The following is a 25,654-nucleotide window of genomic DNA, read 5'->3' on the forward strand; positions in this document are numbered from 1 at the left end:
TGGTCTGACGCCGACGCGTCGCTTTTAAGGATGCCTGCCATGTCTCACGAATCGGAATCGCAAACGGTCGAACCTGCGTTCTACGCGCACTACAGGTCGCTGCGCGTCCGGCGTCATGCGCACGGCATCCTCGAAATCGTGATGAGCGGCGAAGGCGCGAACAAAAGCAATCTCGCCACCGCCGATGCGAACATGCATCGCGAACTGGCCGACATCTGGCGCGACGTCGATCGCGATCCGGAGACGCGCGTCGTGGTGATTCGCGGTGAAGGCAAAGGCTTTTCGGCGGGCGGCGATCTCGGGCTCGTCGAAGACATGGCGAATGACTTCGACGTGCGCACGCGCGTGTGGCGCGAGGCGCGCGATCTCGTCTACAACGTGATCAACTGCAGCAAGCCGATCGTGTCGGCGATGCACGGACCGGCTGTCGGCGCAGGGCTCGTCGCGGGACTGCTCGCGGATATTTCGATTGCAACGAAGTCGGCGCGCATCATCGACGGGCATACGCGTCTGGGCGTCGCGGCGGGCGATCATGCGGCGATCGTGTGGCCGCTTCTGTGCGGCATGGCGAAAGCGAAGTACTACCTGATGCTGTGCGAACCCATGAGCGGCGAGGAAGCGGAGCGCATCGGGCTTGTGTCGCTTGCTGTCGACGACAACGATCTGCTGCCGAAAACCTTCGAAGTCGCGCGCAAGCTTGCGAGCGGTTCGCAGACGGCGATCCGCTGGACCAAGTACGCGCTGAACAACTGGCTGCGCTCGGCCGGCCCGACGTTCGATACGTCGCTTGCGCTCGAATTCATGGGCTTTGCGGGACCTGACGTGCGCGAAGGCGTGGCGTCGTTGCGCGAGCGGCGCGCACCGGACTTTCCGGGCAAGGAGCCGTTCTGACGGCATGAGCCTTGCGCGCCATCGCGCATTTCGGCGGACGCAAAACCGTCACATCTGGCGGCGCACGATAGTTTCGGCGCCGCGCGGCATCTCACCGCGAAAATGCACGCGGTATGATCGAACCGCGAACTTCGAACATCGATAAACCTCACAGCCAGAACCGAACACAGGAGCTCAGCAATGACCGACAACTCCGGCTCGACGCCACCCTTTCCGGGCTTTCCAGGCTTTCCGCCCGCCGAAATGCTCGATCGCATGTGGGGCATGATGCGCCTCACGCCGTTCGGCGCGGCGTTTCCGGGCACGACGCCTGGCTCGTCGCAGGGCTTCGTGCCGTCGCTGTCGATGATGTCCGACATGATGGCGCCGCTCACGAACGTCGAAGAACTCGACAAGCGCATCACCGACATGCGCGCCGTCGAGCAGTGGCTCAAGCTCAATCTGAACATGCTGCAATCGGCGATTCAGGCGCTCGAAGTGCAGCGCGCGACGCTCTCGACGCTGCGGGCGTTCGGCGCGTTCGCGCAGCAATCGATGACGCAGCCGCCGCCCGAAGCGCCGAAGCAGCCGGAGCCTCAGCCTGCCGCGAGCGCGCAGGAAGCGGGCGAAGCAGGTGAGTCGACGCCGCCGCCCGCATTCGACGCATCCGGCTGGTGGAATCTGCTGCAGGCGCAGTTCAACCAGATCGCGCAGTTCGCGATGGCGCAGCCGGCGGCCTCGACGGCGACGGGCGCATCGGAAGCGGGCGCGGGCATCGAGCCGAGCGATCTCGAACCGGATGAGGCGCCTGAGCCCGATGCGGCAGGCGCCGCGCAGCCGCAACCCGACGACACGCCGCGCCCCGCGGCGAAGCGCGCGTCGGCCACGAAGCGCACGGGTGCAGCGGCTGCGAAGAAGTCGTCGTCGACATCGGGAATGACCCGATAGCCGGCCGTGAAACGACGCGCGGCGTGCCGGCGCCGCGCCTAGCACATTCGTTTGACGCCGTGCGGACAACGCGCGCCCTCGTTGTTTTGCGTCAATCTCAAAATAGGTTTCGACGGGCTGGAAACGGGGCGGGGCGGACCCGCATGCTATTATTGTGTAAGCTTTTTCTGGTCAGCGGACGCGTGCGAAGACTGCCAGATTCGCCGTTTATCCGGTGCCGTCCGGTGCTGGTGCGTCCGCTGCGGACCCAAATGCCGTCGTTCGGGCGGCAAGCTGGCACGACCTCAGGCACAGGTTCTCCCTCACCCACGGTTGGCCGCGCATGCGAGGCACAAAAATCGCGTGCGCATCACGAACCGCTGTATTTCTTTTGCCAACGACATGCTTCTTGGCAGCCGATTACCGCGTAAAATCGAATGCTGCGCTGACGACAGGGGAAGTTCCCGAAAGTTTCCGTGCGTCGGCAGCTTACTAGCAACAGACATAACAGACGTCGCTTTGCGCAGAACAGGGGTGGGATCATGAACACCATGCTTTATCCGGAACTTTACAAATCGCTCGAATCCGTTCGATGGGACATGGAGAAGGACATTCCCTGGGACAAATTCGACGCGTCGCTGCTCACCGATGAGCAGGCGGCGACCATCAAGATGAACGCGATCACCGAATGGTCGGCGCTGCCCGCCACGGAAATGTTCCTGCGCGACAATCATCACGACAGCGATTTCTCGGCATTCATGAGCGTGTGGTTCTTCGAAGAGCAGAAGCACTCACTGGTGCTGATGGAATATCTGCGCCGCTTCAAGCCGGAAATGGTGCCGACGGAAGAAGAGCTTCACGCGGTGCGCTTCGAGTTCGATCCGGCGCCGCCGCTCGAAACGCTGATGCTGCACTTCTGCGGTGAAATCCGCCTGAATCACTGGTATCGCCGCGCAGCCGAATGGCATACCGAGCCCGTCATCAAGGCCATCTACGAAACCATTTCGCGCGACGAAGCGCGTCATGGCGGCGCGTATCTGCGCTACATGAAGAAGGCCCTGACCAATTTCGGCGACGGCGCGCGTGCGGCGTTCGCAAAGATCGGCGTCCTGATGGCTTCGGCGCGCCGCACTGAAAAGCCGCTGCACCCCACGAACCTGCACGTGAATCAGGCGCTGTTCCCGCGCGACACCATCCAGTCGCGTCTGCCCGATCCGGAATGGCTCGAACGCTGGCTCGACGAGCAGATCCGTTTCGACGACGGCTGGGAAAAGAAGGTGGTCGAACGCATTCTGCATAACCTGTCCATTCTGTTCGAGCGCTCGTTCACGACGGCTCAGGAACTGAACCGCTATCGCAAGGAAGTCGTGACGCGCCTGCAGGCCGAACAGCCCGCAGTGCAACAGCCGGCCTGACAAGGGCCGCGCGTCGCAAGGTGTAAAGCCCTATGCGTCGCACAGAAACACGACGGCCCGGCTGGTGAAAAACCGCCGGGCCGTTTTCTTTTGTGTTTGCCTCATCATCTTCAAACCCGTTCTACGTTTTCGCTCATGGCCGCTACTTTCGAACGCAAGCTCACGACACGCGACGCACTCGCTCAACTTCGTCCGTCGCTGAAAGGCCCGGTGGTCTTCACGAACGGTGTTTTCGATATCCTGCATCGCGGGCACGTCACGTATCTGGCGGACGCGAAGGCGCTTGGCGCGACGCTGATCGTCGGCGTGAACAGCGATGCGTCGGTGCGCATGCTCGGCAAGGGCGACGATCGTCCGATCAACAACGAGGCCGACCGGATGGCGTTGCTGGCCGCGCTGGAGAGCGTCGACTGGGTCGTGTGCTTCGGCGAGCAGACGCCCGTCGCGCTGATCGAAGCGCTGCATCCGGACGTGCTCGTGAAGGGCGGCGATTACGACATGGACAAGCTGCCGGAATCCGCGCTCGTGCGCGGTTGGGGCGGCAAGGCGCTGGCGATCCCATTCGAGCACGACCGCTCGACGACAGCGCTTCTGAAAAAGGTGCGCGCTCAAGGGTGAGCGCAGCAGGACGCGGGCAAGAGCGCCCGCGTCTTTCAGGCGTTACTGAAGCGCCGAAGCAGCGACCGGCGCAATGGGCGCGGGTCCGCCGACAACGGCGAGATCCGCTGCATCGGTCGACGACATCGGCTGCACGCGCAGTTGTTCCGGACGGACCTGCCGGTTCAGGTGATTCGGTTCGCGCGGCCCTGCGGCAGGCGAAGGGCCGAACAGTCCGCGCATCGTGATGAATGCGAGGATGTTGGCCAGAACGAGCACGGCGAGTAGCCAGCGCAGCATCATCGAGATTCTCCAGCTTCCTTGGTATGTGGCCCGGCGATCATGCCGGATGAGCGTCCGTCGACGGATTGGCTGAACCTTGCGCGGCAATCAGCGCGAGTCCGGCCAGCACCAGCGAGTCGTGACGCGTGTACGGCACGCCAAGCGCCTGCACCAGTTCGCCCGCGGCGCCGCCGCCTACGACGAGCCGCACGGGCACTTGCCATTCTTCCTGCAGATCGCGCCACATCCGCTCGATCAATCCGATTTGCGCCAACGCGCATCCCGACGACAGCGAACGCGGCGTATCCGTCGCGAACCAGGCCGCGCGTGTCGTCGCAGCCGGTTCGTCCGCCAGCAGTCCGCGCGCGGCGGCGGCATCGAGCGTCGGCAGTTGCGCCGTGTGCTCGCCGAGCGAACGCATCATCAGCGACCAGCCAGGCGCGATCAATCCGCCGACAAACACGCCGTCTGCGTTCAAGGCTTCGAGCGTCGTGGCCGTGCCGAAGGTCGCGATCAGCAGCGGCTCGCCCGGAAACGCGGCGCGCGCGCCGATCATCCCGGCCCAGCGGTCGCTACCGAGCTGCGACGGCGTCGTGTATCCGTTCGTCACGCCGCATTGCTGCGCAGCCGAGCGGATCGTGGTGCGCGCAAGACCGGGCCATCGCCGGTCGATGAATGCATCGATGCGGCGCGCGACGGCGTCGCCCGCGACATTCGATAACCATGCAGAACCGGGCGCAGGCAACGTCGACCAATCGGGCTCATGCCTTGATTGCAAGGGATCGCCGGTTCCTTTTACCAGCTGGCCGCCGTGTGAAAACGCACCTGAATGCGTCTGTGTACCATCGGCTTGAGCCAGCGCCCATTTGACCCGGCTGTTGCCCGCGTCGATCAGCAGATAAGGCGCGCTCATGCAGCGCCGCTTCCTTCGTCCGCGAGACGCAGCGATACGTCTCCCGTCGCGATAGATTGCTGGCCGGACGGGGTATCGAGCAGCAACTGCCCGAGATCGTCGACACCCGCCGCCACGCCGCGCGCGATTTCCACGCCTTGCTCGAACAGCACGACATCGCGTCCCGCATACGCATGGCAGCCGTTCCACCGTTGCCGGAACGGCGCGAAGCCTTCGGCGCCGAAGCGCTGCAACGCTGGTTCGAGCGCGTTCAGCTCGGCGGCGAGCGTATCGGTGAGATTCGCGTTGGGCAGCGCGCGCGACAGCGCCGTCGGAACCGCGCCGCGTGCCTGCGCGGGCACGTCGGCGTTGAGCGCGCCGACTTTCGCCGCGAGTTCGTCGGCGCCTTTCACGTTGGTGCCGATGCCGATCACCACGGCGCTTGCGTCCGCCGTACTCCATGCCGTTTCGATCAGGATGCCCGCCAGCTTGTCGCCTTCGAGCAGCACGTCGTTCGGCCACTTCAGCGCGATCTGGCCGGGACCGTCGACGGGCAGCGAGCGCAAGCCGTCGACAAGCGCGACGCCAACTGCGAGGCTCAATCCCGCGAGACCTTCGAGCGGCCTCGGCAGCACGCACGCCACCGAGAACAGCAACGCATTGCCGGGCTCCGCGTACCACGGACGGCCGCGCCGGCCGCGTCCCGCCGTCTGCAGATAGGCGACGCGCACGATCGGCCGCGCGAGCGCGCCCGGTTCGCGCGGCAGCGCTTTCACGCGCGCCATCAGGTCGGCGTTGGTCGAGCCGGTTTCTTCGACGATTTCGATCGGCCAGTCATGCGCGGCCGGGCCGAACAGCGCAACGGCGCGCTGCCGGTCGATTCGCCAGTCGCCCGAAGGGCTGGGGGAGGTTGGGGTAGTCATGAAGCGTATTTTAGCCACTGCGCCAGCGAGCGTGATCCCAAGATCGCGAAGCGGCACGTTGCGCGCGCCCGCCAGCGCGGCGTGTGCGGTTTTGCGGCGCCCCGCTCAGACAGGCAGACCACGAGGGCCCATTATCGAACCCTTCGCTACAATGCCCGTTAATCCGATAACGAGATCCCGCGATCCTTGAACTACGACACTCCTCCCGGACTTGAAGTCACGGCAGGCAGCCAGGGCAAGATCGTCCGCCTGTCGGGCCAGTGGACGGCGCTCGCGCTCGCGCGCGACCGTCTGCACGGACAGGCGCTGCCACGTCTGCGTGAACTGGTCGACAGCCGCTCGCACGTTGCGCAGTGGGATCTGTCGCGAGTCGAACGCATGGATCACGTGGGCGGCCAGGCGCTGTGGCGCGTGTGGGGCTACAAGCTGCCGCGCGATCTCGTCGCGCTCAACGACACGCAGCGCGATATCTTCGACCGCATCGCTTTGCTCGACACCGCACGCGAGAGCCCGGAGGCCGTACAACGCTTCGATCCGTTCACGAAGCTCGGCCTCGGCATCTTCAGTTTCTTCGAGCACGTGTACGGCGGCGTCGCGATGTTCGGCCGCGTGATCCTCGACCTGCTGTCGATCGCGCGTAATCCGAAGCTCGCGCCGTGGAAGGAGATTTCGGCGAATGTGTATAGCGCCGGCACGCAGGCGCTCCCCATCACGGCGCTCGTCGCGTTCCTGATCGGCATCGTGCTGAGCTATCTGTCCGCGCAGCAGCTGCGGCTGTTCGGCGCGAACCAGTTCATCGTGAATATTCTGGGTATGTCGGTGCTGCGCGAACTGGGGCCCGTGCTGTCGGCGATTCTCGTCGCGGGGCGCTCCGGTTCGGCCATCACCGCGCAGATCGGCGTGATGCGCGTGACGGAAGAACTTGATGCGATGCGCGTGATGGGCATTCCGCACGGCCTGCGTCTGATTCTGCCGCGCGTGATCGCGCTGTCCCTTGCGATGCCGTTGCTCGTGATGTGGACGAACATCATCTCGCTGCTCGGCGGCGCGCTCGCCGCGAAGATCGTGCTGCAGATCGACGTGTCGTACTTCATTCGCGCGCTGCCGGGCGTCGTGCCCGTCGCGAACTTGTGGATCGGGCTCGGCAAGGGCATGGTGTTCGGCATGCTGATCGCGATTGCCGGCTGTCACTTCGGCTTTCGCATCAAGGCCAATTCGCAGAGTCTCGGCGAGGGCACGACGACTTCCGTGGTGTCGTCGATCACGATCGTGATTCTCGCCGATGCCGTGTTCGCGATTCTCTTTCAGAACGTGGGGTTGTCATGATCGCGCCGCTCACCACTGCCGTACGGGACCAGCCGCTGCCCGAGATCGCGGAAACCGTGATCGAGGTGCGCAATCTGAGCAAACGCTACGGCCGCAACGTCGTCCATCAGCATCTGGATTTCGACGTGCGGCGCGGCGAGATCGTGTCGATCGTCGGCGGCTCGGGGTCGGGCAAGACCACGCTGATGCGCCAGATTCTCGGTCTTGAACGGCCCACTTCCGGCAGCATCAAGGTGTTCGGCGAGGACACGTCGAAGCTCGACGACGACGAAGCGCGCCTGATGCGCGTGCGCTCGGGCATGCTGTTCCAGCACGGCGCGCTGTTTTCGTCGCTGTCGGTGTTCGACAATATCGCGCAGCCGCTGCGCGAACTCGGCAAGGTGCCGGAAGACCTGCTGCGCGACATCGTGATGCTGAAGCTCGAAATGGTCGGGCTGCCGTGCAAGCACGCTTCGAAGATGCCGGCTGCATTGTCGGGCGGGATGGTGAAGCGCGTGGGCATCGCGCGCGCGATCGCGCTCGAACCCGAACTCCTGTTTCTCGACGAACCGACGGCAGGCCTCGATCCGCAGGCCTCGGACGAATTCGTGGAACTGATCAGCGCACTGCATCGCGCGCTCGGCCTGACGGTCGTCATGGTGACGCACGATCTCGACACGATGGTCGCGCTGTCGACGCGCGTTGCCGTGATCGCCGACCGCACGGTGATCGTGGCGGCGCCCGTCGAGGAAGTGGCGGGGTTCGATCACCCGTTCATCCGCGAGTACTTTCTCGGACTGCGCGGGCGGCTCGCGTTGCAGGGGTTGTCGCCGGAACGCCGCGGCAAATTGCCGCCCGAGGCGCTCGAACCCGCGACGGAAGCGCTTCCGCTGCGCACCGCGCCATGAACGCCAGGGAACCTGACAATGGAAAATAAATCACACGCCTTCTGGGCCGGGCTCTTCACCGTCGTGATGGTGGCTGCGATTGCCGCGGCGGCGTTTCTGTTCAACGTGGACCGGTCGGTCCGCATACCTTTCGATCTGATTGCACGCACCAATGTCACAGGTTTGTACCCGGATGCTGCGGTACGATATCGCGGCCTCGACGTCGGCAAGGTGCAGTCGATCAAATTCGACCGCGAACATCCGGGGCAGATTCTGATCCGCATCCTCGTCGACAAGAACGCGCCGATCACGCATTCGACGTTCGGCAGCCTCGGGCTGCAGGGCGTCACGGGCCTCGCGTTCATCCAGCTCGACGATACGGGGCGCGATACGTCGCCGCTCGCGTCGTCGGCGAAAAACGTTGCGCAACTGCCGATGCGCCCGGGCCTGCTCGACCAGTTGCAGGCGCGCGGCGACATCCTGATCCGGCAGCTCGAAAAGACGGTGCGCGACGTCGACGCGCTGCTGTCACCGGAAATGCGTGACCAGTTGCTGGCGACGGCGGCAAGCCTGCAGCACGCCGCTGACGGCGTCACGACGCTCACGACACAGATGGGCCCCGCCGTCGGCAAGCTGCCGAACACGCTCAATCAGCTGGACCAGACGCTTGCGTCGACGAACCGGATGATCACGAGCCTGAATCGCCCGGACGGTCCGCTCGAAGGCACGCTGAACAAGGTCGGCACGGCCGCGCAGCAGGCGGGCGACGCGCTGACGGCGATGAACGCGACGCTGCAGGACATCTCGGCGCGCGTCGGTTACGACACCTTGCCGCGCGTGAACTCGCTGGCCGACGACGTGCGCTCTGCCGTGCGTTCCGTCGACCGTGCCGCCGACACCTTCAGCGAGACGCCGAACAGCGTGCTGTTCGGTGCGCCGCGCGCAGCGCCCGGCCCCGGCGAACCGGGCTTCGTGTGGCCCGCTGGCCACGCGGCCAAATGAATTTAAGGGAATAACAGCATGACACGCTCGATCAACCGACTCTTCACCTCGCGCGCCGCGCTCGCTGCCGTGCTGCTTGCGCTCGGCGCGCTGGCTGGCTGCGCGGGCAATCCCGCGGCGCTCTCCGACATCCGCTACGACTTCGGCCCGGCGCCGCTGCCGTCCAGCACGGGCACGATGCCGGCCATCAAGGTGCTCGACGTCACGGCACCCGCCAATCTCAATACCGACAAGCTCGTTTACCGTCTCGGCTATTCCGATTCGCAGCAGACGGCCGCCTACGCGAACAGCCACTGGACGATGCCGCCCGCGCAACTGATGACGCAGCGTCTGCGTAACGCGCTGTCGTCGCGCGGCACGGTGCTCACGGGCTCCGACGGCGTGAGCGCGCCCGTGCTGAAGGTGGACCTCGACGTGTTCGAGCAGGATTTCGACGGCGAGTCCGAAAGCCATGGTTCCGTGACGGCGCGCGCGACGCTGATCGTCGGCGGCAAGGTTGCCGGGCAGCGCACCTTCCTCTCGCGCGCGCCCGCAAGTTCGGCCGATGCGGCGGGCGGCGCGCGTGCGCTCGCTGCCGCCACCGACGACCTCGTCGCGCAACTTTCCGCATGGCTCGGCGTGCAGGCGCTCGTCGCGCAGCAATGACGGGTCGCCGCGCAGCCACGGAGGCGCTGCATGGCTGACAAGCCGTGGCAGCGTCGTCCGTCGGCGTTCGCGAGGCAGGCGCTGGTGCTGTATGCGGCGCTGATCGTGTATGGATCGTGGTATCCGTTCTATGGCTGGCGCTCGCTCGGCCTCGGGCCGCTCGACTATCTGTTCGATCCCGTTCCGCAATACCTGACCGCTTTCGATGTCGTGACGAACGTGCTCGGCTACATGCCGTTCGGCGCGCTCGTCGTGCTCGCCGTTTATCCGCGCTGGCGCGGCGCGCTTGCCGTCGCGTTCGCGTTCGGGCTCGGCACGCTGCTGTCAGGCGTGATGGAAGCGGTGCAAACCTATCTGCCGACGCGCGTCGCGTCGAATCTCGATCTCGCGGCGAATGCGCTGGGCGCGCTGTTCGGCGCGACGCTGATGTCGCCGCTGACGGGCGCGCTGCTCGATCGCGGGATGCTGCGCCGGATGCGCTTTCTCTGGTTCGAACGCGACAGCACGGCTGTGATCGGCCTCGCGGCTTTGTGGCCGTTCGCGACGATGTATCCGTCGCCATTGCTGCTCGGGCTCGGCACATGGCCGCGCGAGTTGTGGCTGCGCTCCGATTCGACGATGCAGGACGCGTTGCTCGCGTGGACGCCCGCTGCGTGGCACGTGCCCGCGTGGCCCGCGCTTGCCGCGGCGTGGATGCCCGACGACGCGTGGGAAGCCGTCATCACGGCGCTCAACCTGCTGGCGGCGGGCGCGCTCGCGTCGCTGCCGATGCGCGAGCGCGCGCCGCGCGTGCGCCTTTTGATCGCGTTCGTCGTGGCGACGCTCGCGGTGAAAGCGGGCGCGACCTTCCTGCAATCGCAATCGGGGCTCGCGTTCAACTGGGCGACGCCGGGCGCGCTGATCGGCCTTGTCAGCGGCTTTGTCGCGATGTTGCTGACGTTGAAGCTGCCGCGCAGTTCGCGCGCCGCGCTCGCGGCCGTTGCGCTCGGCCTGTCGCTCGTGTTCGTCAATCTGCTACCCGTGAATCCGTATTTCGACGTCGTGCTCGCCGACTGGCGGCAAGGGCGCTATCTGCATTTCAACGGGCTCGCGCGCTGGCTCGCGTGGATGTGGCCGTATGCTGTGCTCGTGTGGGTCGGTTTGTCGGCGGAACGGGCATTGCTGTCGAAACGGCGCGGGTCGCGCGCGTGACGGCGCGTCAGCAGCGATCTGCGATGTTCGAGCCCCGTCGTTATAATCGACGGGACCTCTTATCCCTGCTTCCGGCGGGCCGCGCAATGCATGCTGCGCGCCTCGCGACGGATCTCACACGTCAGCCATCATGGATTCCTTCTTCAAGCATCACGTCTTTTTCTGTCTGAACCAGCGCGAACCGGGCGCGTCGCGTCCTAGCTGCGCGAACTGCAATGCGCAGGAAATGCAGGAATACGCGAAGAAACGCGTGAAGCAGCTCGGCCTTGCCGGTCCCGGCCAGGTGCGTATCAACAAGTCGGGGTGTCTGGACCGCTGCGAGGAAGGTCCGACCATCGTCGTGTATCCGGAAGGCGTCTGGTACACGTACGTCGACAAGACCGATATCGACGAAATCGTCGATTCGCATCTGGCAAACGGCAAGATCGTCGAGCGGCTGCTGATCGACCGTTGATCCACTGCTAACCGCGTCACCTGTCCACACAAGATGAACGTACACACGAAGAAATATCTGATCGACGGCCCGGTGGGCAAGATCGAAGTGGCCGTCGACGCCCCCGACGCCAGCCGCGACGGCGGCGCTGCGCCGCGCGGCATCGCGCTCGTCGCGCATCCGCATCCGCTCTTTGGCGGCACGATGGACAACAAGGTCGCGCAGACGCTCGCGCGCACGCTGGTCGGGCTGAACTACATCACATATCGCTCGAATTTTCGGGGCGTCGGCGAAACGCAGGGCACGCATGACGCGGGCGTCGGCGAACGCGACGACTTGCGCGCCGTGCTCGACCACATGCGCGCGCAGCCGGGTCAGGCCGATCTGCCGCTCGTGCTCGCGGGCTTTTCGTTCGGCACGTTCGTGCTGTCGCACGTTGCCGCGCGGCTGCGCGAGGAAGGGCAGGAGATCGAGCGGATGGTGTTCGTCGGCACGGCGGCGAGCCGCTGGGACGTCGCGCCCGTGCCGGAAAACACGCTCGTGATTCACGGCGAAACCGACGATACGGTGCCGATCCAGTCGGTTTTCGACTGGGCGCAGCCGCAGGAACTGCCCGTCGTCGTGATTCCGGGCGCCGAGCATTTTCTGCATCGCAAGCTGCATATTCTGAAGCGCATCATCGTCGACGCGTGGCGTTGATTACGCCTCGCTGACGTATCCGGAAAATAAGCGAAAAAATGACCGGAATAATGAGCGGCCGCGTGCCGCTCATGTTGCAAAAAACCCTCGGAAATAGCGGGAAAACTCAAAGGCGTAGGGCAAATTGTCAGGCGGCCGCGCGTATAATGAGCGCTCTTTTTTGGGCGCAGCGTTGCCCGTCTGGTGGATCGAATCGCCTTGCTCGTGAGTTCATGGCGGCGAATTCGGCGCGAGATGCGAGGCGCGCTGCGCGAACCGACCGCGTGGCAGACAGTCTGACGAGCAGTCGAAACGACGCCGCTTCCTTGCGGCGGCGACTGTTAGTCCGGCATCACGCGAATCCTCCGAACTGCGCACCCTTTTGCGCGCCCAGCACATTTCTGCCCGAATCCACCCTATGCGCTTTTCGAACTCCGGCTCCGTCAGCCTCGCCCGTCTCGCTTCCTTCGTTCCGCAATCCGCCGCCAGCAAATTCGCGCTGGGTCTCGCGCTGCCGGCCGCGCTGGTCGCCGGCACCGCGTTCGCGCAAGTGCCGCCGCCGGGCGTGAACGCACGCTCGTGGGTGCTCGTCGATGCCACCAGCAACCAGGTGCTCGCTTCCGCCAATGCCGATGAGCGCGTGGAACCGGCTTCGCTGACCAAGCTGATGACCGCGTATCTCACGTTCGAAGCGCTGGCGTCGAAGAAGATCACGATGGATCAGTCGATCAATCCGAGCGAAGCGGTGCGCCGCGTGCGCAACGACGAATCGCGCATGTTCATCGAGGCGAACAAGCCCGTGACGGTGCACGACCTCGTGTACGGCATGATCGTGCAGTCGGGTAACGACGCCGCGATCGCGCTGGCCGAACTGGTCGGCGGCAGCGAAGCGCAGTTCGTCAACATGATGAACGCGGAAGCGCAAAAGCTCGGCATGAAGAACACGCACTTCGCCGATGTGAACGGCATGCCCGATCCGCAGCACTACACGACGGCGGGCGACCTCGCCATCCTGTCGGCGCGCCTGATCCGCGACTACCCGGATTACTACAACATCTTCTCGGTCAAGGAATTCACGTATAACAAGATCAAGCAGCCGAACCGCAACCGTCTGCTGTGGATCGACCCGACCGTCGACGGCCTGAAGACGGGTCACACGCAAGCGGCCGGCTACTGCCTGATCGCGAGCGCGAAGCGTTCGCTGCCGGGCGTCCCCGATGCGTCGCGCCGTCTGGTGTCGGTGATGATGGGCGAGCAGAAGGAACACGACCGCGTGCAGGACAGCCTGAAGATGCTGAACTACGGCTACTCCGCGTACGACGCGGTGCGCCTGTACAAGGCGAATCAGGTCGTCGAGACGCCGCGCGTCTACAAGGGCTCGCAAGACACCGTGAAGCTCGGCGTGACGACCGACCAGTACATCACGCTGCCGAAGGGCATGGCCGACAAGGTCAAGCCGCAGGTCGAGCACGCCGAACCGCTGATCGCGCCGATTTCGCAGGGCCAGCAGGTCGGCACGGTGAAGTTCGTCGCCGACGGCAAGACGCTCGCGCAAGTGCCGCTCGTCGCGCTGCAGGCTGTGCCGCAGGCGGGCATCGTCGGCCGCGTGTGGGATTCGATGATGCTGATGTTCAACAAGAAGAAGTAAGCCGTAGACAAGTCGAAAAGCAAGAATCTGCGGCTTGCTTTTTCGCCGCGCGCAATCATATAGGGTGATTGCGTGCGGTGAGTAAAGGAGTCGAGGATGAGTCCCGTGAACGAATCATTGATAGATTTTCCGTGCGATTTCCCCATCAAGGTGATGGGCAAGTCGCACCCGGATTTCCAGACGACGATCGTCGAGGTGATCCGCCAGTTCGACGGCGAATTCGACGCGGAGCGTGTCGAAGTGCGGCCGTCGAGCGGCGGCAACTACACCGGTTTGACGGTGACGGTGCGGGCGCTGAATCGCGAGCATCTGGACGACATTTATCGGGCGCTGACCGGGCATCCGATGGTCAAGGTGGTGCTGTAATTCTCGGCGAGTGGGCGGCGCGTGTCAGCGCTCCGCCTGCGCAGCCGGAAGCTGGACGTGCAATGCGTTCGGTTCACGCGTGTCGGCGCCATCCGTCGCCGAGCGCATCGCATTCTCGGTGCACGCTTTCTCGAATAGCAGCCTGAAGCGCCCGACTTCATCGAACACCCAATCCCGAAACGCCTTCACACGCGCTGTCTGCATCAACTGCGGCGTGCAGATGAAGTAGTACTGCCACGGGCTCGGTCCGTCGATATCGAACAGCCGCACGAGCCGGCCGGCCGCGACTTCGTGCATGGCCAGCGAACGGCGCGTGAGCGCGACGCCCTGTCCATCGATCGCCGCCTGCAGCAGATTCGACGAATCTTGATACAGCACGCCGCGCTTCGGCTCGGGCAAGTCGGTCAGACCAGCCGCGTCGAACCACGGACGCCATAGCTCGTCGTCGGAACGCAGCAGCGGCACGTTTGCGAGATCGGCGGGCGTTTTCGGCAGATTGCCGCCGTTGAACGTCGGTGAACACGCGGGGAAAAACACTTCTTCGAGCAGCAATTCCGCATGCAGCCCCGGATAGTCGCCGTAGCCGAAGCGGATCGCGCAATCGACGTCGTCGCGGGCGAAATCGGTCAGCGCGTTGGTCGACAGCAGTTCGAGATCCCACTGCGGATTCGCCTCGATGAACCGGCCGATGCGCGGCGTCACCCAGCGCGCCGCGAACGACGACAGCATCGACACGACGAGCCGCCTGTCGCGGTCGCCGGCGCGAATCTCGCGCGTCGCTTCCGCCAGCGAAATCAGCGCCGTGCGCACCTGCGCGGCGTAACGGCGGCCGATATCGGTGAGCCGCACGCGCTTGCCGTCGCGCGCGAACAGCTTCACGCCGAGTTCCTCTTCGAGCGCGCGGATCTGATGGCTGACGGCGCCATGCGTGACGTACAGCTCGTCGGCGGCGCGCGAGAAGCTCTCGTGGCGGGCAGCGGCCTCGAAGGCCTTGATCGCGTTCAGTGCAGGTAGTTGACGGAGATCCATCGCAATTTTTCTCACATAACCGTGAAAAATGATCGTTTGGCGTAAACCCTTGTCACGCCTACGATTGTAGCCATGAAACGATTTTTGGCGAGGCCATCATGCGAGAAATTTCCTCTAGCATCACGTTTGAAATCGTAGCCGGTGAAACCGTTCCGATGAAGGTCACCCGCAGCACGCGGCTGGCCGTGTCGGGCGGCGCGGTGTGGGTGACGCGCAGCGACGATGTTGAAGATTACTGGCTCGAACCGGGCAAAACGCTGCGTCTGCGGCGCGGCGAGCGGCTGTGGCTGTCCGTCGAGCGCGGCACGCAGGCGCGAGTCGCATTCCACGTGCCGACGCGGCCGGATCAAAAGGCGCTCAACTGGTTCGCGCGGGTCGGCGATCGGTTCGGGGCGTGGCTGCGCTCCGGATGGCGCACCGTCTGATTCACAAATCAGATCCCACTTATTGCCTTCGCGCTCGGCGAGGCACGCCGGATTTCGGTAAACTGCCGCAATCATGTGTGCCACGCCGGTTTCACCTTCCCCCGAATCTTCCAGTCCTGTCGAGCCCGTCGCTGCTGGGTCTGACGCAGCCGCGCAGCCGGTGATCGTGCGCTGGCGCGGGTCGGAGGACTATCAGGCCAGCTTCGACGCGATGCGCGCGTTCACCGATTCGCGCACGTCCGAAACATCGGACGAAATCTGGCTGGTCGAACATCCGCCCGTTTTTACGCTCGGCCAGGCCGGCGATCCCGCGCATCTGCTGGCCGCCGACAGCGGCATTCCGCTCGTCAAGGTCGATCGCGGGGGACAGATCACGTATCACGGTCCGGGCCAGGTGGTCGGTTATCTGCTGCTCGATTTGCGGCGTCGCAAGCTGATGGTGCGCGAGCTGGTGACGCGGATCGAGCAGGCCGTGATTGACACTCTCGCGGCGTATAATCTCGCCGGTGAACGCAAGGCGGGCGCGCCGGGCATCTACGTTTCGCCCGATCAGCCGAACGCCGGGCTGCACGCCGGCGCGAAGATCGCCGCGCTGGGCCTGAAGATCCGTAATGGTTGCAGCTATCACGGCGTCAGCCTGAACGTGAAAATGGACCTGCAGCCGTTTCTCGCCATCAATCCGTGTGGTTACGCGGGGCTCGAAACAGTCGACATGGCGACGCTCGGCGTCGCAGCCGGCTGGGACGACGTAGCCCGAACCCTTGCAGCAAGCCTCATCGCCAACATCGACGGCATCCCCGCAGCCGTCGGCCAACCGCAGGCCGGTGCCATCACCGCCTGACTGGAACGAACGAATGACTGACGTTACCGCGAATCCCGCAGCCTCGAGTCCCGTCAACGGCGCTGCTCCCGCAGCTTACGACGCTACCGCCAAGCAGAAGGCGCAAGCCAAGACCGCGCGCATTCCGATCAAGATCGTCCCCATCGAAAAGCTGAAGAAGCCCGACTGGATCCGCGTGAAGGCCGCGACGGGCAATTCGCGTTTCTACGAGATCAAGCAGATTTTGCGCGAACACAATCTGCATACGGTGTGCGAAGAAGCGAGCTGCCCGAACATCGGCGAATGCTTCGGCAAGGGCACCGCGACGTTCATGATCATGGGCGACAAGTGCACGCGCCGCTGCCCGTTCTGCGACGTCGGTCACGGCCGTCCCGATCCGCTCGATCCGGAAGAACCGGGCAACCTCGCGCGCACCATCGCTGCGCTGAAGCTCAAGTACGTGGTGATCACCAGCGTCGACCGCGACGATCTGCGTGACGGCGGTGCGGCGCATTTCGTCGAGTGCATTCAGAAAACGCGCGAGCTGTCGCCGGAAACGCGCATCGAAATTCTGACGCCGGACTTCCGCGGCCGTCTCGATCGCGCGATCGGCATTCTGAATGCGGCGCCGCCCGATGTGATGAACCACAACCTCGAAACGGTGCCGCGTCTGTACAAGGAAGCGCGCCCGGGTTCGGACTACGCGCATTCGCTGAAGCTGCTGAAGGACTTCAAGGCGCTGCATCCGAACGTCGCGACGAAATCCGGTCTGATGGTCGGCCTCGGCGAAACGGAAGAAGAGATCCTGCAAGTGATGCGCGATCTGCGCGAGCACAACGTGGACATGTTGACGATCGGCCAGTATCTGCAGCCGTCCGAGCACCATTTGCCCGTGCGCGCGTATGTGCATCCGGACACGTTCAAGATGTACGAAGAAGAAGCGTACAAGATGGGCTTCACGCACGCGGCCGTCGGCGCAATGGTGCGTTCGAGCTATCACGCCGATGTGCAGGCACATGATGCCGGTGTGGTCTGAACGTCGACCGCACTAGCAGCAGCTTGAAGAAAAAGCCCGCGAAAGCGGGCTTTTTTGTTTTCGGCGACGGGTGGCGCGTGTACACAATCTGTTGCAAATGCCACAAAACAGCAAAACGCACAAAAGTACAAAAACGCAGAATTGTGCAACACTAGGCAGCAAGAGTTCGGGACGCATGCGTCCAGTCATGACGGCGCAGGCATCCTGGGCAATCGCGGGAGTCCTGGTGCGTCGTGCCTATGCTGATTCTGCTGAACTTGCTGTCGGGTGTCGCGTTGCTGGTGTGGGGCACGCATATCGTGCGCACCGGCATTCTGCGCGTGTGGGGTGCCGATCTGCGCCGCGCGCTGGCGCGCAGCACGAACAGCCGCGTGAAGGCCTTTGCGGCGGGCGTCGGCGTCACGAGCCTCGTGCAGAGCAGCAACGCGACTGCGATGATCGTCACCTCGTTTGCGGCACAGGGTATGCTGCCGCTCGCATGTGGTCTCGCCATCATGCTGGGCGCCGATGTCGGCACGGCGCTGATGGCGCGCATTCTCACACTGGATCTGTCGTGGCTGTCGCCGTTTCTGATCGTCTTCGGCGTGCCGCTCTTTCTTTCTCGCAAGCAGAACCGTTTGGGCCAGGTGGGACGCACGGCGATCGGCCTGGGGCTGATCTTGCTGGCGCTGCATCTGATCGTCGAAAGCGCGCAGCCGATGATGCACGGCGCCGGCGTGCGCGTGATGTTCGGCGCATTGACGGGCGACACGATGCTCGACGCGCTGGTCGGCGCGACCTTCGCCGTCATTTCATATTCGAGTCTGGCAGCCGTGCTGTTGACGGCGACGCTCGCGTCGTCGGGTGTGATTTCGTTGAAGGTGGCGCTGTGTCTGGTGATCGGCGCAAATCTCGGCAGCGGCCTGCTTGCACTTGCAGGCACACTCGCGCAGAACACGGCGGCGCGCCGTCTTGCGCTTGGCAGCCTCGCATTCAAGCTGGCGGGCGCATTGCTGATCCTGCCGTTCACATCATTGCTCGCGCGCGGCCTGCCTGTATTGATCAACAATCCGCGGGAGGCCGTGGTCGGCTTCCACGTGATCTACAACACGCTGCGCTGCTGCGCGTGCCTGCCGCTGATCGACGCCGTCGCACGCGCCAGTTGCCGCGTTTTGCCGGAGCGGCCAGAGCCGAACGGCCAGCTTCATCCGATCCATCTCGACACCGCTTCCATCGCGACGCCGACGCTCGCGCTGGCCAACGCCGCGCGCGAAGTGCTGCGGATCGGCGACATCGTGCGCGCGATGCTCGACAACGTCTCGCATCTGATCCATCACAACGATCCGAACAAGGCACGCGACACGATCCGCATGGACGACGATGTCGATCATCTGTATGCGGAGGTCAAGGCGTATCTGGCGCGCGTTTCGCGCGAACAGCTCGATGACGCCGACAGCCGCCGCTGGACGGATATCATCGCGCTGACCATCAACCTCGAACATGCGGGCGACATTATCGAGCGCATCGTCACCGACATCGAAGAGAAGAAGATTGCGCACCGCCTCGCGTTTTCCGAAGAAGGTCTCGCCGAACTCGACGACCTGCATACACGGCTCGTCGGCAATCTTCAGTTGGGCATGTCGGTATTTCTGAACAACGACCTGCGCTGCGCCGAACTGCTGCTCGCGGAGAAAGAGCGCTTTCGCGATCTCGAGCGCGCGTACTCGTACAAGCATCTCGACCGGCTCGCCGGAGAGACGTTGCGCAGCATCGAAACGAGCGCACTGCATCTGGATGTGATCAGCGACATGAAGCGGCTCAACTCGCTGTTTTGTTCGACTGCGTATCCCGTACTCGACGCAGCGGGCGCGCTGCACGATACGCGCTTGCGCAAGCGCATGCATGACGCGGTGCCTGCCGTGACGCTCACTCAACCGCCATGAATGACGCGGACGGCACACGCATTCACGCGAGTATCACCTTGCCCACTTTGCGCTTGATCTGCGTAAAAGTGGCAACGTCTGCCGCTTTGCGATTCGTTATCAGCAGATCGATCTTCTCAGGCGCACAGTACGCGATGCGGCTGCGCTGTCCGATCTTGCTGTAATCCGCGAGTATCACGACGCTGTCCGCGTTCGCCACCATCGCGCGCGCGACTTCCGTTTCCGCGCGGTCGTAATTGCTCGCGCCATTTTTTGCATCGACACCGACGGGCGACAGCAACGCGATATCCGCGCGATATCGCTGGATGTCGAGGATGGTCGTGTCGCCTGTGGTCGATAGCGCACGGTCGCTGATCGAGCCGCCCAGCAGAATTACTTCGTTCGCCCACGATTCGCGCTGGTCCGGCGCGCCGCGCATCTTCATCGCGACGTCGATCGAGTTGGTGATGATGGTGAGGTTCGCGAGCTTCGCGAGTTCGTCGGCGAGTGCCGCTGTCGTCGTGCCCGCATCGATGAACAACGTCTGGCCGCTCGCGACCACACCCGTCGCAGCCTTCGCAATCGCCTTCTTCGATTTCACGTGCGTCTGCGCACGTTCGGCGATGGGCGCTTCGTCGGCGGGCCTGATCGCGCCGCCATGCACGCGACGCAATTCACCGAGCGCTTCGAGGTCGAGCAGATCGCGCCGCACGGTTTCGCGCGATACGCCGAGGTCCGCCATGATGCGCTCCGTCGACACGCGTTTGAGGGTCGAGAGCAGCGCGCGTATTCTCTGATGACGGTCTTCCTGCCACATGCGTATCGTTCCTCGCCTGTTCGTATTTGACGTTTTCGTCCTGCCCGTATTGCGCGTTTTATCAGCGTATTCCCGAACAGGATGACTACCAGGCGAATGTGTCGAAGCTATGTCAAAACGCATGACAGCGCTTCGCCTGTGTCCCTTTGAGGTTGTATTTTTTTGGGAGCTTGCAACTTTGGGTATTTGAATTTAGCCTTCGCATTCTGAGGCATTCGCGCCCGATTTGAAACATCGCGAACAGCGCATTTTCGAAAACGAAATGAAATACGCGCAGTGCGATGTTCCGGCAAGACGAATGTCGTGCAATGACAAGCCTGCGTCGCATCGCGTCCGGAAGACCAACCTTTCGCGATCCTCAGAATAAGATAGAACGGTGCATCACGCGCCGTCGAATGCAGGCTGCAGTTCCATCAGATCTTTGTGAAGGCAAGCACGATGGGCAACGGGATCGATCAGGCATTATCCGCAGACTGGCCGTATCCGCGGCGCGTCGCACATCGCATTGGCGGCAAGCTCGCGCCGGAGAACACGCTCGCGGGCTTCGAGATGTGTGCGCGCTTCGGCTACAGGATGATCGAGTTCGACGCGAAGCTTTCTTCCGACAACCAGATCTTTCTGCTGCACGACGACGACCTCGATCGAACGACGAACGGTCGCGGTCCCGCAGCGGATCACACGTGGCAACAGCTTGCATCGCTCGATGCAGGCGCATGGTTCGACGCACGCTTCGCGGACGAACGACTGCCGACGCTCGCGCAGATCGCCGCGCGCTGCGCAACCGAAGCGATTGCAGCGAACATTGAAATCAAGCCTTGTCCCGGCCGCGATGAAATAACCGGCGAGCTTGTCGCGCTTGCGGCGAAAGACCTGTGGCGCGCGCAGAAGCCGCTGCTGTCATCCTTTTCATTCGATGCACTGAAGGCCGCGCGCGATGCCGCGCCGTCGCTGCCGCGCGGCATGCTGTTCGAGGCGCTGCCCGACGACTGGCTTTCCATCGTGCGCGAACTCGCATGCGTGTCGCTGCATGCCGATCACAAGCACCTGACGCAGCAGAACGTGCGCGCGATTCGCGACGCCGGCTTGCGCGTGCTCGCCTACACCGTCAACGACCCCGCGCGCGCACGCGAACTCGCGAAGTGGGGCGTTGACATGATTTGTACCGATCGCCTCGATATGATCGGCGCGGACGTCGTGAGCTAAACGAAAAGCGTGCCCGCACACGCAAAGAAAGACGTCGAAAGGCAGTTTTCCTAACGTAGCAATTTTCGGCAAAGGATGAGAACACTATGAAACCGACCACGTTGCGTTGTTTCCTTTTGGCGTCCGGCGTGGCCGCCGCAGGCCATGTCCTTGCTGCGCCGCCTGAAGCGCTCGTCGCGGCAGCGAAGCAGGAAGGTCAGCTCACCGTGATCGCGCTGCCGCACGACTGGTGCGGCTATGGCCCGATGATCGCGGACTTCCAGAAAAAGTACGGCATCAAGGTCAACGAACTGAATCCCGATGCCGGCTCCGGCGACGAGATCGAAGCGATCAAGGCGAACAAGGGCAACAAGGGTCCGCAGGCGCCCGACGTGATCGACGTGGGTCTGTCGTTCGGTCCGGCGGCGAAGGCGCAAGGTCTGTTGCAGCCGTACAAGGTCGCGACGTGGAAGTCGATCCCCAACGACAACAAGGACGCCGAAGGCTACTGGTACGGCGACTACTACGGCGTGCTGTCGTTCGAAGTCAACGCCGACATGATCGACAAGGTTCCGACCGACTGGAGCGATCTGCAGAAGGCAGATTACAAGAACGCCGTGTCGCTCGCGGGCGATCCGCGCTCGGCGAACCAGGCGATTCAAGGCGTGTACGCAGCGGGTCTGTCGGCATCGAAGGGTGACGCGAGCAAGGCTGCGCAAGCCGGTCTCAAGTACTTCGCCGATCTGAACAAGAACGGCAACTTCGTGCCCGTGATCGGCAAGGCGGCGTCGCTCGCGCAAGGCACGACGCCTATCATCGTGCGCTGGGACTACAACGCGCTCGCCGATCGCGACACGCTGAAGGGCAATCCGAAGGTGCAGGTGGTCGTGCCGAAGACGGGCGTCGTCGCGGGCGTCTACGTGCAGGCAATCAGCGCGTACGCGCCGCATCCGAACGCCGCGAAGCTGTGGATGGAATACCTGTACTCGGACGAAGGCCAGATCGGCTGGCTGACGGGCTATTGCCACCCGATCCGCTACAACGAACTCGTCTCGCAGAAGAAGGTGCCGCAGGCGCTGCTCGACAAGCTGCCGCCCGCATCCGCGTACAAGAACGCGGTGTTCCCGACGCTGCAGCAGCAGGACGCGACGAAGGATGTCGTGACGAAGCAGTGGGACCAGGTAGTCGGCGCGAACGTCAAGTAACGCGTCAAATAAGCGCTGCGTAATCAGGCGATGCGGGCGACGCGCGCGTCCGCATCGCCCGCCGGCCAGCACGGCGAGGCGAAGCGGTTGAGTCTGTTCGAGGGTGAGTTATGAGCGCTTCATCGGAAGCCGGGCCGGGCGGTCAGGCGGACCTGATGGTTCCGTCCGTGCCGCAACCTGCGCCGAAGGTCGATGGCCCGGGTCGGGCGTCGCCCATCTGGACGTGGATCGGCGTGATGCCGTTCTTCATTTTTGCGTTGCTATTCCTGATCCTGCCGACGGGGTTCCTGATGGTCGGCGCGTTCCAGGATGCGCAAGGCCACTTCACGTTCGCCAACATGCGCGAGCTGTTCCATGAAGGCACGCTCGACGCGTACTGGATCAGCTTCAAGGTCAGCGCGGCCTCCGCGTTGGGCGGCGCGCTGTTCGGCTCGCTGCTCGCATGGGCGGCCGTGCATGGCAAGCTGCCCGGCTGGATTCGTCCGACGCTGCTGACGTTTTCCGGCGTTGCATCGAATTTCGCGGGCGTGCCGCTCGCGTTCGCATTCATCTGCACGTTGGGCCGCGTCGGTCTGGTGACTGTGCTGCTGAAAAAGTACGCGGACATCAATCTCTATTCGACGGGCTTCAGCATCCTGAGCTTCTGGGGGCTGACGCTCACCTATCTGTACTTCCAGATTCCGTTGATGGTGCTGATCATCACGCCCGCGCTCGACGGTCTCAAGCGCGAATGGCGCGAAGCGTGCGATTGCCTCGGCGGCACCGCGTATCAGTACTGGCGTTACGTCGCGTTGCCCGTGCTGTGGCCGAGCGTGCTCGGCGCGACGCTGCTGCTGTTCGCGAACTCGTTCGGTGCGGTCGCGACGGCGTATGCGCTGACGGGCAGTTCGCTGAACATCGTGACGATCCTGCTGTATGCGCAGATTCGCGGCGACGTGCTGCACAACCAGAACCTCGGCTATGCGCTCGCGCTAGGCATGATTCTCGTGACGGGGCTGTCGAACGGCGGCTATATCTGGCTGCGCTCACGCGCTGAAAGGGGACGTCGATGAACAGGCAATCGCGCGTGGGCGCGTGGACCGCGATGATCGTCGGTTCGCTTTATTTCCTGATACCGCTGATCGCGACGTTCGAATTCAGCCTGCGCATGCGGCGCGGCACATACAGCTTCGACGCCTACAAGGTCGTGCTCACCGATTCGCATTTTCAGGCGTCGTTCGGCTATTCGATCCTGATGGCGCTGCTGACGATCGTCGTCGGCATTTTGCTCGTCGTGCCGACCGCGTACTGGGTGCAGCTGCGTCTGCCGAAGCTGCGCGGCATCGTCGAGTTCATCACGCTGCTGCCGCTCGTCGTGCCCGCGATCGTGATCGTGTTCGGCTATCTGCGCATCTACAACAGCAGTTCGATCCTGCCGCTCACGTCGAACGAGCGCGCGACGGATCTGCTGCTCGTATTCGGCTACGTGACGCTGTCGCTGCCGTACATGTACCGTGCCGTCGACGCGGGCCTGCGCGCCGTCGATATCCGCTCGCTGACGGAAGCTGCCGAATGTCTCGGCGCAAACTGGCCGACCATTCTGTTCAAGGTGATCTTTCCGAACATCCGCTCGGGCATTTTGTCGGGCGCGTTTCTCACCTTTGCCGTCGTGATCGGCGAGTTCACGCTCGCGAGTCTGCTGGACCGTCCGGCGTTCGGTCCGTATCTGCAACTGATCGGCGCGAACCGCGCTTACGAGCCATCGGCGCTCGCGATCATTGCATTCGCCGTCACGTGGGCGTCGATGGGGCTGATTCAGGTGTTCGGCTCCGCGCGCACGCTCGCCGCGCAGAAACCTTGAATGTGAGACTGGGGCAACATCATGGCATTCCTTGAAATCGACAGTCTGCACAAGACGTTCGGCGCGAACACGGCGCTGCATCAGTTCGACATGAAGATCGAGCGCGGCGAGTTCATCACGTTTCTCGGGCCGTCGGGCTGCGGCAAGACGACGGTGCTGCGGATGATCGCCGGCTTCGAAACGCCGACGCGCGGCACGATCCGTCTCGACGGTCGCGACGTCACGCATCTGCGCACGCGGCAGCGCAAGGTCGGCATGGTGTTCCAGGCGTACGCGCTGTTTCCGAACATGACCGTCGCGGAGAACATCGGCTTCGGGCTGAAGATCGCGAACCGGCCGCAGAGCGAGATCAAACAGCGCGTCGATGAAATGCTGCAGCTGATCAAGCTGCCGCATCTGGGCGAGCGTTATCCGTGGCAACTGTCGGGCGGCCAGCAGCAGCGCGTCGCGCTGGCGCGCGCGCTTGCGGGCAAACCGCAAGTGCTGCTGCTCGACGAGCCGCTGTCGGCGCTCGATGCGAAGATCCGCATTTCGCTGCGGCAGGACATCCGCGCGTTGCAGCGCGAGCTTGGTATCACGTCGATCTTCGTCACGCACGATCAGGAAGAAGCACTGTCGATTTCCGACCGCATCGTCGTGATGAACGAAGGGCGCGTCGAGCAGGTCGGCACGCCGCTCGAGATCTACAACTATCCGCGCACGCGTTTCGTCGCGTCGTTCGTCGGCACACTGAACATTCTGTCGGGTCATGTGATCGATCCGTCGACGGGACGCATGGCGGTCGACGGTCAGGAACTGCGCACCACACAGTCGCTGCCCGCCGACGACGCCGGCAAGAAGCGCATGCTCGCGCTGCGTCCTGAGGCGATCGTGCTGGAAGCGCCCGCCGCGGGACGCAACACGCTGACGGCGACCGTCGAAGAGGTGAGCTTCCTCGGCGCGATCGTGCGTATCCGTACGCGCGTCAAAGACGAAGTGATTTCGCTCGATATCTTCAACGATCCAAACCGGCGTTTGCCCGAACGCGGTCAGCCGGTGGCGCTCGGTTTTTCGCACGAGAACCTGCTCGTGCTCGAGGAAGGCGCTCAAGGATAGGTTAGGGTAAGCCCTAAGCCTTATGGGATAAGGCGTTCGGGAATCCGGACGCCTGGATTCCGGATTTCCGGAAACCCGGAAGTCCGGATCTTCGTGTGTCTCAAAATTGCCTTTCGAATCAACGAATTAAGCGGGAAATAAACGCTGGCATTGACCTTGCAAATAGAAAACGCGGCCGCAACGGCCCGTACACAACAAAGCAAGGAGACAACGATGCCTGAGTTCCTGTTCTGGTCCTTCTGA

At 63.6% G+C, this 25,654-nt stretch carries 27 protein-coding genes; 22 read left to right on the plus strand and 5 right to left on the minus strand.

The window, feature by feature from the left end; genetic code table 11:
• The first annotated feature begins 39 nt into the window (after positions 1-39).
• The 4 genes from QEN71_RS01230 to rfaE2 all read left to right on the plus strand — a co-directional run bounded on the left by QEN71_RS01230 (position 40) and on the right by rfaE2 (position 3,830).
• Entirely contained in the window at positions 40-891 is an 852-nt protein-coding gene (locus QEN71_RS01230) for an enoyl-CoA hydratase/isomerase family protein (RefSeq protein ID WP_201651387.1), read from the plus strand.
• 180 nt (positions 892-1,071) lie between these two features.
• Complete coding sequence (locus QEN71_RS01235) at positions 1,072-1,818, plus strand: PhaM family polyhydroxyalkanoate granule multifunctional regulatory protein (RefSeq protein WP_201651386.1); 747 nt, start codon at positions 1,072-1,074, stop codon at positions 1,816-1,818.
• 521 nt (positions 1,819-2,339) lie between these two features.
• The gene (locus QEN71_RS01240; protein WP_201651385.1) at positions 2,340-3,212 is read left to right on the plus strand and encodes a ferritin family protein; all 873 of its coding nucleotides are present in this window, start codon (positions 2,340-2,342) and stop codon (positions 3,210-3,212) included.
• Between the two features lie 135 nt (positions 3,213-3,347).
• Complete coding sequence (rfaE2, locus tag QEN71_RS01245) at positions 3,348-3,830, plus strand: D-glycero-beta-D-manno-heptose 1-phosphate adenylyltransferase (RefSeq protein ID WP_201651384.1); 483 nt, start codon at positions 3,348-3,350, stop codon at positions 3,828-3,830.
• A 42-nt stretch (positions 3,831-3,872) separates the two neighbouring features.
• On the opposite strand, the gene QEN71_RS01250 is transcribed toward rfaE2, so the two are convergent.
• The 3 genes from QEN71_RS01250 to QEN71_RS01260 are packed head-to-tail and all read right to left on the minus strand — an operon-like array spanning position 3,873 to position 5,906.
• The gene (locus QEN71_RS01250) at positions 3,873-4,109 is read right to left on the minus strand and encodes a hypothetical protein (protein WP_201651451.1); all 237 of its coding nucleotides are present in this window, start codon (positions 4,107-4,109) and stop codon (positions 3,873-3,875) included.
• Between the two features lie 40 nt (positions 4,110-4,149).
• Positions 4,150-5,004 carry a type III pantothenate kinase gene (locus QEN71_RS01255; RefSeq protein ID WP_201651383.1) on the minus strand — a complete coding sequence of 285 codons (855 nt, stop codon included), beginning with the start codon at positions 5,002-5,004 and terminating at the stop codon, positions 4,150-4,152.
• Entirely contained in the window at positions 5,001-5,906 is a 906-nt protein-coding gene (locus tag QEN71_RS01260) for a biotin--[acetyl-CoA-carboxylase] ligase (protein ID WP_201651382.1), read from the minus strand. The genes QEN71_RS01255 and QEN71_RS01260 overlap by 4 nt, the downstream gene beginning before the upstream one ends.
• Before the next feature lie 186 nt (positions 5,907-6,092).
• On the opposite strand from QEN71_RS01260, the gene QEN71_RS01265 reads away from it, so the two are divergent.
• The 9 genes from QEN71_RS01265 to QEN71_RS01305 all read left to right on the plus strand — a co-directional run bounded on the left by QEN71_RS01265 (position 6,093) and on the right by QEN71_RS01305 (position 14,061).
• Entirely contained in the window at positions 6,093-7,232 is a 1,140-nt protein-coding gene (locus tag QEN71_RS01265) for an MlaE family ABC transporter permease (protein ID WP_201651381.1), read from the plus strand.
• Complete coding sequence (locus QEN71_RS01270; protein ID WP_201651380.1) at positions 7,229-8,119, plus strand: ABC transporter ATP-binding protein; 891 nt, start codon at positions 7,229-7,231, stop codon at positions 8,117-8,119. Before QEN71_RS01265 ends, QEN71_RS01270 begins: the two co-directional genes overlap by 4 nt.
• A gap of 18 nt (positions 8,120-8,137) precedes the next feature.
• On the plus strand, positions 8,138-9,100 hold the full coding sequence (locus tag QEN71_RS01275) for an MlaD family protein (protein ID WP_201651379.1): 963 nt from the start codon (positions 8,138-8,140) through the stop codon (positions 9,098-9,100).
• An 18-nt stretch (positions 9,101-9,118) separates the two neighbouring features.
• On the plus strand, positions 9,119-9,745 hold the full coding sequence (locus tag QEN71_RS01280; RefSeq protein WP_201651378.1) for an ABC-type transport auxiliary lipoprotein family protein: 627 nt from the start codon (positions 9,119-9,121) through the stop codon (positions 9,743-9,745).
• A gap of 30 nt (positions 9,746-9,775) precedes the next feature.
• Positions 9,776-10,936: a VanZ family protein gene (locus tag QEN71_RS01285; RefSeq protein WP_201651377.1), complete on the plus strand. Its 1,161-nt coding sequence runs from the start codon at positions 9,776-9,778 to the stop codon at positions 10,934-10,936.
• Positions 10,937-11,066: 130 nt separating this feature from the next.
• Positions 11,067-11,390 (plus strand): (2Fe-2S) ferredoxin domain-containing protein, encoded by a 324-nt coding sequence (locus tag QEN71_RS01290; protein WP_201651376.1) that lies wholly within the window; start codon positions 11,067-11,069, stop codon positions 11,388-11,390.
• A gap of 33 nt (positions 11,391-11,423) precedes the next feature.
• The gene (locus QEN71_RS01295) at positions 11,424-12,068 is read left to right on the plus strand and encodes an alpha/beta hydrolase (protein ID WP_201651375.1); all 645 of its coding nucleotides are present in this window, start codon (positions 11,424-11,426) and stop codon (positions 12,066-12,068) included.
• Between the two features lie 397 nt (positions 12,069-12,465).
• Positions 12,466-13,695 (plus strand): D-alanyl-D-alanine carboxypeptidase family protein, encoded by a 1,230-nt coding sequence (locus QEN71_RS01300; protein ID WP_201651374.1) that lies wholly within the window; start codon positions 12,466-12,468, stop codon positions 13,693-13,695.
• 96 nt (positions 13,696-13,791) lie between these two features.
• Positions 13,792-14,061 carry a DUF493 family protein gene (locus QEN71_RS01305; protein ID WP_201651373.1) on the plus strand — a complete coding sequence of 90 codons (270 nt, stop codon included), beginning with the start codon at positions 13,792-13,794 and terminating at the stop codon, positions 14,059-14,061.
• 24 nt (positions 14,062-14,085) lie between these two features.
• Here the strand turns inward: QEN71_RS01305 and QEN71_RS01310 are convergent, their stop codons facing one another.
• The gene (locus QEN71_RS01310) at positions 14,086-15,090 is read right to left on the minus strand and encodes a transcriptional regulator GcvA (protein ID WP_201651372.1); all 1,005 of its coding nucleotides are present in this window, start codon (positions 15,088-15,090) and stop codon (positions 14,086-14,088) included.
• A 98-nt stretch (positions 15,091-15,188) separates the two neighbouring features.
• On the opposite strand from QEN71_RS01310, the gene QEN71_RS01315 reads away from it, so the two are divergent.
• The 4 genes from QEN71_RS01315 (at position 15,189) to QEN71_RS01330 (ending at position 19,293) form a co-directional block, all read left to right on the plus strand.
• Positions 15,189-15,515 carry a DUF2917 domain-containing protein gene (locus tag QEN71_RS01315; protein ID WP_201651371.1) on the plus strand — a complete coding sequence of 109 codons (327 nt, stop codon included), beginning with the start codon at positions 15,189-15,191 and terminating at the stop codon, positions 15,513-15,515.
• A gap of 73 nt (positions 15,516-15,588) precedes the next feature.
• Positions 15,589-16,356 (plus strand): lipoyl(octanoyl) transferase LipB, encoded by a 768-nt coding sequence (gene lipB, locus QEN71_RS01320; protein WP_201651370.1) that lies wholly within the window; start codon positions 15,589-15,591, stop codon positions 16,354-16,356.
• A 13-nt stretch (positions 16,357-16,369) separates the two neighbouring features.
• Positions 16,370-17,371 (plus strand): lipoyl synthase, encoded by a 1,002-nt coding sequence (gene lipA, locus QEN71_RS01325; RefSeq protein WP_201651369.1) that lies wholly within the window; start codon positions 16,370-16,372, stop codon positions 17,369-17,371.
• A gap of 239 nt (positions 17,372-17,610) precedes the next feature.
• Entirely contained in the window at positions 17,611-19,293 is a 1,683-nt protein-coding gene (locus QEN71_RS01330; protein ID WP_201651450.1) for a Na/Pi cotransporter family protein, read from the plus strand.
• A 22-nt stretch (positions 19,294-19,315) separates the two neighbouring features.
• Here the strand turns inward: QEN71_RS01330 and QEN71_RS01335 are convergent, their stop codons facing one another.
• The gene (locus QEN71_RS01335; protein ID WP_201651368.1) at positions 19,316-20,089 is read right to left on the minus strand and encodes a DeoR/GlpR family DNA-binding transcription regulator; all 774 of its coding nucleotides are present in this window, start codon (positions 20,087-20,089) and stop codon (positions 19,316-19,318) included.
• A 438-nt stretch (positions 20,090-20,527) separates the two neighbouring features.
• Between QEN71_RS01335 and ugpQ the strand changes: the two genes are divergently transcribed.
• From ugpQ to QEN71_RS01360, 5 genes are all read left to right on the plus strand, one after another.
• On the plus strand, positions 20,528-21,292 hold the full coding sequence (ugpQ, locus tag QEN71_RS01340; protein ID WP_201651367.1) for a glycerophosphodiester phosphodiesterase: 765 nt from the start codon (positions 20,528-20,530) through the stop codon (positions 21,290-21,292).
• 86 nt (positions 21,293-21,378) lie between these two features.
• On the plus strand, positions 21,379-22,476 hold the full coding sequence (locus QEN71_RS01345; protein WP_201651366.1) for an ABC transporter substrate-binding protein: 1,098 nt from the start codon (positions 21,379-21,381) through the stop codon (positions 22,474-22,476).
• Positions 22,477-22,586: 110 nt separating this feature from the next.
• Complete coding sequence (locus QEN71_RS01350) at positions 22,587-23,528, plus strand: ABC transporter permease (RefSeq protein WP_201651365.1); 942 nt, start codon at positions 22,587-22,589, stop codon at positions 23,526-23,528.
• Positions 23,525-24,316 carry an ABC transporter permease gene (locus QEN71_RS01355; RefSeq protein ID WP_201651364.1) on the plus strand — a complete coding sequence of 264 codons (792 nt, stop codon included), beginning with the start codon at positions 23,525-23,527 and terminating at the stop codon, positions 24,314-24,316. Before QEN71_RS01350 ends, QEN71_RS01355 begins: the two co-directional genes overlap by 4 nt.
• Before the next feature lie 21 nt (positions 24,317-24,337).
• The gene (locus QEN71_RS01360; RefSeq protein WP_201651363.1) at positions 24,338-25,411 is read left to right on the plus strand and encodes an ABC transporter ATP-binding protein; all 1,074 of its coding nucleotides are present in this window, start codon (positions 24,338-24,340) and stop codon (positions 25,409-25,411) included.
• Positions 25,412-25,654: the final 243 nt, after the last annotated feature.

It is taken from the genome of Paraburkholderia sabiae, from assembly GCF_030412785.1.
Classification (GTDB): Bacteria; Pseudomonadota; Gammaproteobacteria; order Burkholderiales; family Burkholderiaceae; genus Paraburkholderia; species Paraburkholderia sabiae.

What these genes read in the sequence shown, in the direction of transcription:
- QEN71_RS01255 (WP_201651383.1), bottom strand. Translation starts at nt 5,004, where the DNA reads ATGAGCGCGCCTTATCTGCTGATCGACGCGGGCAACAGCCGGGTCAAA.
- QEN71_RS01335 (WP_201651368.1), bottom strand. Translation starts at nt 20,089, where the DNA reads ATGTGGCAGGAAGACCGTCATCAGAGAATACGCGCGCTGCTCTCGACC.
- lipB (WP_201651370.1), top strand. Translation starts at nt 15,589, where the DNA reads ATGTGTGCCACGCCGGTTTCACCTTCCCCCGAATCTTCCAGTCCTGTC.
- QEN71_RS01310 (WP_201651372.1), bottom strand. Translation starts at nt 15,090, where the DNA reads ATGGATCTCCGTCAACTACCTGCACTGAACGCGATCAAGGCCTTCGAG.
- QEN71_RS01230 (WP_201651387.1), top strand. Translation starts at nt 40, where the DNA reads ATGTCTCACGAATCGGAATCGCAAACGGTCGAACCTGCGTTCTACGCG.
- rfaE2 (WP_201651384.1), top strand. Translation starts at nt 3,348, where the DNA reads ATGGCCGCTACTTTCGAACGCAAGCTCACGACACGCGACGCACTCGCT.
- QEN71_RS01315 (WP_201651371.1), top strand. Translation starts at nt 15,189, where the DNA reads ATGCGAGAAATTTCCTCTAGCATCACGTTTGAAATCGTAGCCGGTGAA.
- QEN71_RS01345 (WP_201651366.1), top strand. Translation starts at nt 21,379, where the DNA reads ATGAAACCGACCACGTTGCGTTGTTTCCTTTTGGCGTCCGGCGTGGCC.
- QEN71_RS01355 (WP_201651364.1), top strand. Translation starts at nt 23,525, where the DNA reads ATGAACAGGCAATCGCGCGTGGGCGCGTGGACCGCGATGATCGTCGGT.
- ugpQ (WP_201651367.1), top strand. Translation starts at nt 20,528, where the DNA reads ATGGGCAACGGGATCGATCAGGCATTATCCGCAGACTGGCCGTATCCG.
- QEN71_RS01285 (WP_201651377.1), top strand. Translation starts at nt 9,776, where the DNA reads ATGGCTGACAAGCCGTGGCAGCGTCGTCCGTCGGCGTTCGCGAGGCAG.
- QEN71_RS01350 (WP_201651365.1), top strand. Translation starts at nt 22,587, where the DNA reads ATGAGCGCTTCATCGGAAGCCGGGCCGGGCGGTCAGGCGGACCTGATG.
- QEN71_RS01290 (WP_201651376.1), top strand. Translation starts at nt 11,067, where the DNA reads ATGGATTCCTTCTTCAAGCATCACGTCTTTTTCTGTCTGAACCAGCGC.
- QEN71_RS01305 (WP_201651373.1), top strand. Translation starts at nt 13,792, where the DNA reads ATGAGTCCCGTGAACGAATCATTGATAGATTTTCCGTGCGATTTCCCC.
- QEN71_RS01270 (WP_201651380.1), top strand. Translation starts at nt 7,229, where the DNA reads ATGATCGCGCCGCTCACCACTGCCGTACGGGACCAGCCGCTGCCCGAG.
- QEN71_RS01300 (WP_201651374.1), top strand. Translation starts at nt 12,466, where the DNA reads ATGCGCTTTTCGAACTCCGGCTCCGTCAGCCTCGCCCGTCTCGCTTCC.
- QEN71_RS01250 (WP_201651451.1), bottom strand. Translation starts at nt 4,109, where the DNA reads ATGCTGCGCTGGCTACTCGCCGTGCTCGTTCTGGCCAACATCCTCGCA.
- QEN71_RS01280 (WP_201651378.1), top strand. Translation starts at nt 9,119, where the DNA reads ATGACACGCTCGATCAACCGACTCTTCACCTCGCGCGCCGCGCTCGCT.
- QEN71_RS01260 (WP_201651382.1), bottom strand. Translation starts at nt 5,906, where the DNA reads ATGACTACCCCAACCTCCCCCAGCCCTTCGGGCGACTGGCGAATCGAC.
- QEN71_RS01295 (WP_201651375.1), top strand. Translation starts at nt 11,424, where the DNA reads ATGAACGTACACACGAAGAAATATCTGATCGACGGCCCGGTGGGCAAG.
- lipA (WP_201651369.1), top strand. Translation starts at nt 16,370, where the DNA reads ATGACTGACGTTACCGCGAATCCCGCAGCCTCGAGTCCCGTCAACGGC.
- QEN71_RS01275 (WP_201651379.1), top strand. Translation starts at nt 8,138, where the DNA reads ATGGAAAATAAATCACACGCCTTCTGGGCCGGGCTCTTCACCGTCGTG.
- QEN71_RS01360 (WP_201651363.1), top strand. Translation starts at nt 24,338, where the DNA reads ATGGCATTCCTTGAAATCGACAGTCTGCACAAGACGTTCGGCGCGAAC.
- QEN71_RS01330 (WP_201651450.1), top strand. Translation starts at nt 17,611, where the DNA reads ATGCTGATTCTGCTGAACTTGCTGTCGGGTGTCGCGTTGCTGGTGTGG.
- QEN71_RS01240 (WP_201651385.1), top strand. Translation starts at nt 2,340, where the DNA reads ATGAACACCATGCTTTATCCGGAACTTTACAAATCGCTCGAATCCGTT.
- QEN71_RS01235 (WP_201651386.1), top strand. Translation starts at nt 1,072, where the DNA reads ATGACCGACAACTCCGGCTCGACGCCACCCTTTCCGGGCTTTCCAGGC.